Origin of the sequence: Mycetocola sp. (assembly GCF_046716805.1) — a bacterium.
GTDB lineage: Bacteria > Actinomycetota > Actinomycetes > Actinomycetales > Microbacteriaceae > Mycetocola_A.
In genome coordinates, this window is the sequence record NZ_JBKJWH010000095.1 from 1 (window position 1) to 9,807 (window position 9,807).

General features: G+C 64.2%; 8 protein-coding genes and 1 pseudogene. 8 read left to right on the plus strand and 1 reads right to left on the minus strand.

Annotated features, from left to right (window positions below; all coding sequences use genetic code 11):
* The 7 genes and pseudogenes from ACLQ62_RS07840 to ACLQ62_RS07870 all read left to right on the plus strand — a co-directional run.
* On the plus strand, window positions 1-1,724 hold a 1,724-nt coding region (locus ACLQ62_RS07840; RefSeq protein WP_411721086.1), incomplete at its 5' end, for a ribulokinase.
* On the plus strand, window positions 1,717-2,601 hold the full coding sequence (locus ACLQ62_RS07845; RefSeq protein ID WP_411721087.1) for a sugar phosphate isomerase/epimerase family protein: 885 nt from the start codon (window positions 1,717-1,719) through the stop codon (window positions 2,599-2,601). The genes ACLQ62_RS07840 and ACLQ62_RS07845, both read left to right, overlap by 8 nt.
* Before the next feature lie 49 nt (window positions 2,602-2,650).
* Window positions 2,651-4,690, plus strand: coding sequence for a bifunctional aldolase/short-chain dehydrogenase (locus ACLQ62_RS07850; protein ID WP_411721088.1), 2,040 nt, complete (start codon window positions 2,651-2,653; stop codon window positions 4,688-4,690).
* Between the two features lie 68 nt (window positions 4,691-4,758).
* Entirely contained in the window at window positions 4,759-5,778 is a 1,020-nt protein-coding gene (locus ACLQ62_RS07855; RefSeq protein ID WP_411721089.1) for a ribokinase, read from the plus strand.
* 100 nt (window positions 5,779-5,878) lie between these two features.
* A pseudogene (locus tag ACLQ62_RS07860) lies at window positions 5,879-6,064 on the plus strand (FGGY-family carbohydrate kinase); the annotation flags it as partial.
* 51 nt (window positions 6,065-6,115) lie between these two features.
* On the plus strand, window positions 6,116-6,514 hold the full coding sequence (locus ACLQ62_RS07865; RefSeq protein WP_411721090.1) for a hypothetical protein: 399 nt from the start codon (window positions 6,116-6,118) through the stop codon (window positions 6,512-6,514).
* Window positions 6,507-7,280, plus strand: a complete 774-nt coding sequence (locus ACLQ62_RS07870; protein ID WP_411721091.1) for an HAD-IIB family hydrolase — start codon at window positions 6,507-6,509, stop codon at window positions 7,278-7,280. The genes ACLQ62_RS07865 and ACLQ62_RS07870 overlap by 8 nt, the downstream gene beginning before the upstream one ends.
* 67 nt (window positions 7,281-7,347) lie before the next feature.
* On the opposite strand, the gene ACLQ62_RS07875 is transcribed toward ACLQ62_RS07870, so the two are convergent.
* Complete coding sequence (locus ACLQ62_RS07875) at window positions 7,348-8,523, minus strand: ROK family protein (protein WP_411721092.1); 1,176 nt, start codon at window positions 8,521-8,523, stop codon at window positions 7,348-7,350.
* Window positions 8,524-8,674: 151 nt separating this feature from the next.
* Here ACLQ62_RS07875 and ACLQ62_RS07880 point away from each other — a divergent pair, with 151 nt between their 5' ends.
* Window positions 8,675-9,712 (plus strand): substrate-binding domain-containing protein, encoded by a 1,038-nt coding sequence (locus ACLQ62_RS07880; protein WP_411721093.1) that lies wholly within the window; start codon window positions 8,675-8,677, stop codon window positions 9,710-9,712.
* The last annotated feature ends 95 nt before the right edge of the window (window positions 9,713-9,807 follow it).

The following is a 9,807-nucleotide window of genomic DNA, read 5'->3' on the forward strand; positions in this document are numbered from 1 at the left end:
CCACGACCCCTCCTCACTTACAGGATTGGAAACACATGCCGCGCTACGCGCTGGGAATCGACTACGGCACCAGCTCTTGCCGCAGCCTGCTCATTGATCTCGCGGACGGCTCCGAGTCCGCGGAATCAGTTTTTGCATTTCCAACCGGGGTCGCCGGAGTTCTCACATCGCCGACCGACCCTAACCTTGCACGACAAGAAGTCTCCGATTACCTCGAGGGCCTGGCCGCAACGATCCGTGGCTCTCTCCAAATCGCGATGCGCACGCTTCCGTGCTTCACCGCGAACGATGTCGTGACGATCGGCATCGCCACCACGGGTTCCACTCCGCTCCCCGTTGACGCATCCGGAACCGCCCTAAGCCTCCTTCCGGAGTTCGCTGACCGGCTCGCCGCAAAAGCCTGGCTCTGGAAGGACCACACCGCCCACGCTGAGGCGGCCGCCCTCACCGATACGGCGTCACGCACACGCCCCGAATACCTCAAGTCCGTCGGGGGCACGTATTCGGCTGAATGGTTCTGGGCCAAGATCTGGCACTGCGCTCGAACAGAACCCGATGTCTTCGCGGCAGCTCACTCCTGGGTCGAGCTCTGTGACTACCTGGTCGGCCAGCTAACCGGGACTGCTGACCCCTTAGTCCTCAGCAGAAGCGTCACCGCCGCAGGCCACAAGGCATTGTATTCACCGGTATGGGGAGGACTCCCGGACGCCGACTTCCTCTCCTCGCTCGACCCGCAACTCGCGGACCTGCGGAACCGCCTGTACGACACAGCCCAACCCACGACGGATCTCGCAGGAACAGTCACTGCCGAGTGGGCGGCGCTTACCGGCCTTACCGAAGGCACTCCTGTTGCGGTCGGTAGCTTTGACGCGCACGCTGCCGGCGTCGCCGCCGGCGTCAGGGTCGGCACGTTCGTGAAGGTCATGGGCACGTCAACCTGCGACGTGACGGTCATCGACATGCCCGCAACCGGTACGCCTTTCATACCCGGCATGTGCGGGGTCGTTCCGGATGCCATCATCCCCGGCAAGATTTCGGTCGAATCAGGCCAGTCTGCCGTCGGCGATGTATTCAACTGGTTGGGCGATCTGCTCAGTTCCAACGGAACCCCGATCTCGCTTGGCCGGCTGGGCGATGACGCCGCAGCCCTGGCGCCAGGCGAGCACGGCCTTCTCGCCCTGGACTGGTTCAACGGCAACCGGTCTGTCCTCGTCGACCAACGGCTCACCGGAGTCGTTCTCGGTCTCACCTTGCACACCGAACCGCACCACCTGTTCCGCGCCCTTGTCGAAGCCACAGCTTTTGGAGCGCGGGCCATCATCCAGACCATCGAAGACTCCGGCTCGCCTCTCACGACGATCGTCGCGGGCGGAGGCCTCCCTACCCATGCTCCCTGGATGATGCAGTGCTACGCCGACGTCTTCGGCCGTGAGATCACCCTGGCACGAACGAGCCAGGGCAGCGCGCTGGGAGCGGGGATTGTCGCAAGCGTCGCGGCCGGGGAGTTCGACACGATCGAACATGCCCAGGACGTTCTTGTGCATTTCCAGGAGAAGACGTACGTCCCTGATCCACACGCCGCAGCCCTCTACAACGAGCTCTATCAGGAGTTCATTCTCGTGCACGATGCCTTCGGCCGCAGAGACGGTGCACTCTCGGGCGTCATGAAGACATTGATGAACATCCGCGATCGCGCGGTGCTGAAGGGAAACACACATGTCTGACCGCTACCCGAACCCCATCGGTGTGCACGGCCTTGTATGGGCTGGCTCCTGGTCGGAGAACGAAGCGCGCTTCGCCATTGAACAATCAGCAGCGGCTGGCTACGACGTCATCGAGCTTCTCATGATGGATCCGTTGTCGATGGACGTCGAGAGAACTCGACGGCTGCTCGACGAATACGGGATGAAGGCAAGTGCCAGTCTCGGACTCGCTCCCGACACCGACGTCTCGAGCGACGACCCCGATGTTGTTGCTGCGGGCCGCCGAGTGTTGTCGGATGCCCTGTCAGTGGCCACTGATCTCGGACTCGTCTACCTCGGTGGCGTGGTGTTCGGGGCGTTGAACAAATACTCGGCTCCGGTCACGGCCCGTGGGCGCGCCAACTCGATCGAAGCGGTGCGTGTGCTCAGCGAGAATGGCGCCAAGGCAGGCATCCCCATCGGTTTGGAGATCGTGAACCGCTACGAATCCAACCTCCTGAACACGGCCGCCCAGGCGATGGACTACATCCAGGAGGTCGGATCCGACAACCTTTTCGTGCACCTCGACAGCTACCACATGAACATCGAAGAGAACGACATGTTCCAGGCCGTGCTCACCTGTGGTGACCGGCTCGGTTACGTGCACATTGGTGAGGGCCATCGGGGCTACCTCGGCACCGGAACCGTCGACTTTCACGGACTGTTCCGCGGTATGGCCCACATCGGGTACACCGGACCCATCACCTTCGAGAGCTTCTCCTCGGCGGTCGTCGACCCCGGTCTCAGCTACACCCTCGCCATTTGGCGCAACCTGTGGTCGGACAACGTCGACCTGGCCCGCCACGCCCGCGGATTCATCGACGCACAGGTACGAAGCGCCGCTCGACTTCAGGCCTAGGACCCTTCCCGAACGTCCCAGCACCCTACTATCAGGAGAATTCTCAGCAATGGCCACCCCCCAGCCCGTCCTCGATCTCGTCGCGCGCAGTAATCGCATCGGCACCGACTCTCGAAATACCAACTACGGCGGAGGCAACACCTCGGCCAAAGGCACTGTCGTCGACCCAGCCAGCGGTAAGGACGTCGACCTCGTCTGGGTGAAGGGCTCTGGTGGGGACCTCGGAACACTGCAGCCAGCGGGACTTGCCGTTCTCCGCCTCGACCGGGTACACGAGCTCAAGAACGTCTACCGGGGCGTCGAGTTCGAAGACGAGATTGTGGATCGCTTCACCTACTGCTTACACGGGACCGGCGGAGCAGCCCCATCGATCGACACATCAATGCATGCGCTGGTCGACGCCAATCACGTCGACCATCTGCACCCGGATGCCGGCATCGCCATAGCGAACTCCGTCGATGGTGAAGCGCTCACCGACGTTATCTTCGGGACCAAAGTGCTCTGGGTCCCGTGGCGGCGCCCCGGTTTTCAACTCGGTCTCGACATTGCAGCGATGAAGGAGGCCCACCCCGATGCCGTCGGTGCCATTCTCGGCGGGCACGGCATCTCAGCGTGGGGTGACACGAGCGTGGAATGCGAAGCCAACTCGATGTGGATTATCCGCACCGCCGAGGACTACATTGCTGAGCACAGCCGCGCAGAACCGTTCGGTGCGGTCATCGAAGATCGCCGGCCCCTCGCCGTTGAGGCGCGTCGAGCCCGAGCCGCAGCGGTGTTCCCAACGCTTCGCGGCCTGGCGTCGACGGATGAGAGGATGGTCGGCCACTTCATCGACTCGGACGAGGTCCTGGAGTTCCTTTCCAGCGCCAACGCCGCAGAACTGTCGGCCCGGGGAACGAGCTGCCCTGATCATTATCTGCGCACCAAGGTCACCCCGATGTTCGTCGACATCGCCACCACGGCTTCGGTCGAGGAAGCCCTGAGCGCGGTGCGCGCACAGCACCCCAGCTACCGTGACGAATATCGCGCCTATTATGACCGCAACGCCACGGCCGATTCCCCCGCGATTCGCGGCGCTGACCCGCGTATCGTACTTCTTCCGGGTGTCGGGATGTTCAGCTTCGGCAAGGACAAGCACACTGCCCGAGTCGCGGGCGAGTACTTCGTCAATGCCATCGCCGCGATGCGCGGCGCTGAGGGCCTCTCGGCGTACGAACCCGTCCCCGAGTCTGAGAAGTTCCGAATCGAATACTGGGCGCTCGAAGAAGCCAAGCTCGCGCGGGCTCCGAAGCCGCGGCCGCTCGCGACGCGTGTTGCGCTCGTAACCGGCGCGGGCAGCGGAATCGGCAAGGCAATCGTCGAGCGCCTCGCGGCGGAGGGCGCCTGCGTCGTTGTGAGCGACGTTGACACCGCTAAGGCAGAAAGCGTCGCGGCATCAATAGGAAATACGGATGTCGCGATCGCGGTGACCGCAGATGTCACGGACGAAGAAAGCATCGAAGAAGCGGTCCATCAGGCCGTACTGGCGTTTGGAGGCGTCGACCTGATCGTCAACAATGCCGGCCTTTCGATCTCACGCAGTCTCGTCGAAACATCCGTCAAGGAATGGGATCTGCTGCACAACGTCATGGCACGCGGCTCGTTCCTCGTCTCGCGAGAATCAGCCAAGGCCATGATCGCCCAGGACATGGGCGGAGACATCATTTATATCGCCTCGAAGAACTCCGTCTTCGCCGGACCGACCAACGTGGCCTACTCGGCGTCCAAGGCCGACCAGGCGCACCAGGTTCGGCTGCTGGCGGCCGAGTTGGGCGCTCATGGCATCCGCGTTAACGGCATCAATCCCGACGGCATTGTCCAGGGCTCCGGCTTGTTCGCCAATGGCTGGGGGGCACAGCGCGCGGCGACCTACGGAGTCCCGGAGGAGAAACTCGGCGAATATTACGCAGGCCGTACCCTGCTCGGGGAGGAAGTCTTCCCCGAGGACGTCGCCAATGCCGTCGTCGCCCTGACCGCAGGAGAACTGCGCAAGACGACAGGCATGCACGTCACCGTCGATTCGGGAGTCGCTGCGGCGTTTTTGCGCTGACCGAAGAGCGGCAGGCGGGCCTGGTCTCCCTCGCGGGGGTCAGGCCCGCTTCCTCTATGCTGGACGGCGTGCATGTGGCAACCCCCGGTGTGAACGAACGCTCAGAGCCAGCTGAGCTGGAATCGACGATCCCCGGAAAGATCCCACCGGGCGGCACGGTGGTCGTCGTCGGAAGCATCAACGCCGATACCGTTCTCGCGATGGACAAACTCCCCCTCCCCGGAGAAACCATTCTGGCCACCGGAAGCGTCGAATTTCTGGGCGGTAAGGGCCATGCCCAGGCACTTGCCGCAGCGCGCTTCGGCAGTCACTGCATGCTTATCGGAGCCGTCGGCGACGACGACGCGGCGCGCGACGTGCGAGCAGGGCTCTCGGAGGCAGGGGTCGACTTGTCGCTCTTGCGAACCGTGCGTGAACCTACCGGCCGTGCATATGTGTCGGTCGACGCCTCCGGCGAGAACTCCATCGTCGTTGTTCCTGGCGCGAATGCCTCCGTCGATGCACTGAGTTCCAGCGACGTCGCCGCTATCCAATCGGCATCCGTGCTTTTGATACAGCTGGAAAACGGCACCACGGCGGCGTTCGAGGCGATTAGGACTGCGCGCGCGGCGGGCGTCACCGTCGTTCTCAACGCAGCACCCGCGCGCGCGATCCCGGATGACGTCTTTTCGAGCGTCAATTACCTCATTGTCAACGAGGGCGAAGCCCGACAGCTCAGTGGCTCAGAAAATCTGGATGAGGCGGGCGGGCGGCTGTGCCGCAGGGTAGGGACCGTGCTTGTAACCGTCGGCGCCGGCGGTGTGCGCGTGTACGAACGCCACGTCACGCCATACATCGTCACTGCTGAACGAGTCAGGGTGATCGATACGACCGGTGCGGGTGATTCATTCTGCGGGGTATTCGCTGCGGCGATTGCCCAGAGAGTTTCTGTACGAGAGGCCTGCCGGCTGGCGGTCAGCGCAGGAACCCGAGCCGTGCAGACAGCGGGCAACACCTCGTCGATTGCATCGCGCGCCCAAATCCTTGCTGACGTCGGCCGCCTCGCCCTTTCTGCAGAGGCGGATCGCTCTTCATCCCCATTCGAGTAGACGAGCAGGTCGAATAAAGCGCCAGATGCTCGAGCTGCGCGTGCGACGGCTGTATCGGCAGGACCCGCTCCGCTACGGATTCATCGCAGAATACGCTGCTTGCCAGTTGACCGCGGACCGCCTCGGGCTGCCGGTGCTTGCGGGTCCAGTGGAAGCCACAGCGCTGGGCAACGTGCTCGTACAGGCGCGAGCCGCGCTTCTGATCGACGGCACCCTGGAGGATCTGAGAGCAATCGTCGCACGCAGCTTCGCCTCGACGCGCTACCTGCCGCGGCACCGAGGCTGAGTAGGGCGACGCCGAGGGGCGCCACCCAGCCACAGGTGAAATAATGATCCTGTGAGCGACTACCACCCCGAACTCGATGGCTACGAGCCGAACGACGGCCGGCCCCTCGCCTCGCAGCGGATACTGCGGCCCGCACGCATCCTCATCGTTCTCGGGATTCTCGGGCTCGTCCTCCCCGGCATCCTCGTGACCGCATCGACGGCCACGCAAACGGCCGACCGCAGCTGCAGCATCGTCGTCGCCCGGGATGCTCCGTTCGCCGGCGGTTTCGATGCACGCTTCGAGTTCGTCGGACCAGAAGGTCCGGCCTGGTATTGCTATGCCCTGGTTCGCGATGAGAATGACGTCCTGGTCGGTTCGCTCGGCCTGATCCCCGGATCCCCGCCACCCCCGGACCCGGCATTCGTCAACGCCTCAGCAACGGGTAGGCAAGAATGGACTCATGTCTGAAACCCGCCTGGTCGCATTCGACCTCGATGACACACTCGCACCCTCGAAGTCCCCGATGGACCCGCACATGTCGCAGATCCTCGCCGACCTCCTCGAGGTCGTGCCCGTGTGCATCATCTCCGGCGGCCAGTTCGCCCAGTTCAAAATGCAGGCGATCGACAACCTGCCTCAGGCCGGCTCGGCGCACCTCGAGCGCCTGCACCTGATGCCCACCTGCGGCACCCAATACTTCCGGTTCGAGGACGAGGCGTGGGAGCAGATCTACGCCGAGAACCTCACCGACCACGAGAAGACCCGCGCTCTGGCCGCCGTCGAGACCCGCGCCAGGGAGCTCGGCTTCTGGGAGTCCGACACCTGGGGCCCGATCCTCGAGGACCGCGGCTCACAGATCACCTTCTCGGCTCTCGGCCAGGCGGCGCCGGTTCCGGCGAAGCAGGCGTGGGACCCCACCGGTGCGAAGAAGAACACGCTCCGTGAGGCTGTCGCCGCCGACATCCCGGACCTCGAGGTCCGCTCCGGCGGCTCCACCTCCGTGGACATCGCCCGCAAGGGCATCGACAAGGCGTACGGCATGAAGAAGCTGGCCGAGCTCACCGGCATCCCGCTCGACGACATGCTCTTCGTCGGGGACCGCCTCGACAAGAACGGCAACGACTACCCGGTCAAGGCCCTCGGTGTGCGCTGTGAAGCCGTCGACGACTGGGAAGACACGGCCCGGTTCATTGAGAACCTGATTCCGCAACTGAAAGCTGCAGCAACGGTCTAAGACTCAGACGGATGCGACGCTCGGCGTCAGCAGCCAGCCTTCGTGACAACCGCAGCCGCCCGAACATTCACACAGACACGACGGCTGGAGTCAGCAGGCGGTCGATCGTCGCGGCATGGAAGATCTGGTCCGCGGTGATCAGCGCGAGTCCGGCAACGCCGGCCAGCTCTCCGAGCACGGACCTCGTGATGGTCAGGTTCCTCGTGGCAAGCGGAAGCGCCCGCTGGTACACGCGTTCCCGAACGCCGGCGAGGAGCACCTCGTCACACTCGGCGAGCAGACCGGACACGACGATGGTGCCCGGGTTGAGGATGCTCACCAGTTCGGCCACCGCTTCACCGAGAACCCGCCCGGCCTGACGAACCAGTCGAACGGCTCGGATGTCGCCCCGTTGAACAAGATCGACGACGTCGGCAACGCTCGACACGGCCAGGCCCTCGGCCTCGAGGTCCCGGACGAGAGCCCACCCTCCTGCGTACGCCTCGACACAGCCGATGTTGCCGCACCGGCACTGGAGGGCGGAGACGTCGGTGGCGATGGCAGCGCGGGTGTGACCGATGTCCCCCGCGGCTCCTTCGTTGCCACGGATGATCTGCCCGTTGAACACAAGCCCAGAGCCGATGCCGGTACCGAGCTTGAGGCTGATGAGGTTGTCGCTGTGGTGCTGCCGCGACTCGACCACCGCTCGCGCGTTCGCGTCGTTCTCGACGATGACGGCGACGTCATAACGGGATGTGAACCAGCCGGCGATGTCGAACCGGTCCCATCCGGTCATGATCGGCGGATTCACCACCCGGCCGGCAGCGAATTCCACCGGTCCAGGAACACCGACGCCGATCCCCCAAATGTCCTCGTCGCCGCGCAGGTCCTCGAACGCCGCATACACGTCGCTGAGCACCCGTTCGGGTCCCTCCCACACGTTCACGACGTGCTTGGTGTGGCGCAGAGCCGCGCCGCTCAGATCGCACACGGCGACGGTGAACCCGGATGCCCCGATGTCGGCGGTGAGAAAGATGGCGCGTTCCGTGTTGAGGGCGAACCGGCTCGAGGGCCGCCCGCCGGTGGACTCCCCGCCCTTCACCGCCGTGATCAGCCCACCGGCCAGAAGGGAGGAGAGCCGCTGGTTCACCGTCGACCTGGACAGCCCGGAAATGTCGATGACCTCGGTGCGGCTCAGTTCGCCGTGCGTGCGAAACAGGTCGAGCACGTCGCTGATGTGCGATCCGCTTTCAGTGAGTATCACAGGTGCTCCATTGCGCTGCGTGAAGGGATGAGGACACTTTAAATATAGCAAAGGTAGAAAGATTCTGGACTTTTGTATTGCGTAAATACAAAAGTTGACGTAGTTTCTTCTCACCGGCACGCAGTGGTGCCCTCGATCCTCAAGGACGAAGATGTTCAACAAAACAACCCCGTGGGCCCGGACCATGCGCGTCGTTCTCCCCCTCGGCGTACTCTCCCTTGCTCTGACCAGTTGCGCTTCCGGTGCGACCGGAGGGGGCTCCACCGGCGACGGCGCGGGCTCCACCAAGATCGCCGCCGTCATCAAGGGCCTCGATAACCCGTTCTTCCAGGCGATGGAAGACGGCATCAAGGATGCCTCCGGCGACGTGACCATCCAGGCGGCCGCCGACATCGGCGACACCACCGGTCAGGCCGACAAGCTCACGGCCCTCGCCGGGCAGGACTTCGGCTGCTACATCGTCAACCCGATCAGCGGCTCAAACCTGATCCAGGCGCTCACCCAGGTATCGACGTCAGGCAAGACGATCGTCAACATCGACAGCCCCATCGACGCGGATGCCGCCAAAACCGCGAACATCGACGTCGCGACCTACATCGGCACCGACAACAAGGCCGCCGGCGGCAAAGCCGGCGACTTCATCGCCGACCAGATCGAACCCGACTCCGAAGTCGCGATCATCGGCGGTATCGCCGGCGATGTGACGAGCGCCGCCCGGGTCGACGGCTTCAAAGCCGCCGTTGAAGGCAAGCTGACCGTGATTCAGGAGAGCGCTGCCGACTGGAAGCGAGAGGTCGCCCTGACCGCCGCCACCGACATCATCGCTGCGAACCCGAACGTCAAGGCATTCTTTGCCGCGAACGACGACATGGGCCTCGGCATCGTGAAGGCGATCGAGAACGCCGGCCGCACCGGTGAAATCGTCGTCGTCAGCGTCGACGGCAACAAGGATGCCCTCGAATCCGTCGAAGCGGGCGGGCTCAGCGCCACCGTCGCCCAGTACCCATTTGCGATCGGATCTCTCGGCGTCCAGGCCTGCGAAGTTGCAGCTGCGGGTGAAAAGCTGCCCGAATCCGTCGAGTCACCGACGGCGCTCGTGACCCCCGATGTAGCGGCCGACGCCATCGGGGCCTTCCCCCAGCCGTTCGAGGAGTTCGCGAACCCGCTCGAAGACCTCCTCGCGGAGTAACCTGAGCCCGACTCCGGGACAGGAGGTGGTTGGGCCCCGGACCGCCCGGCCCACCCCCCCCCCCCCCCCCCCCCGCCCCAAGGGCAGAAAAAAAA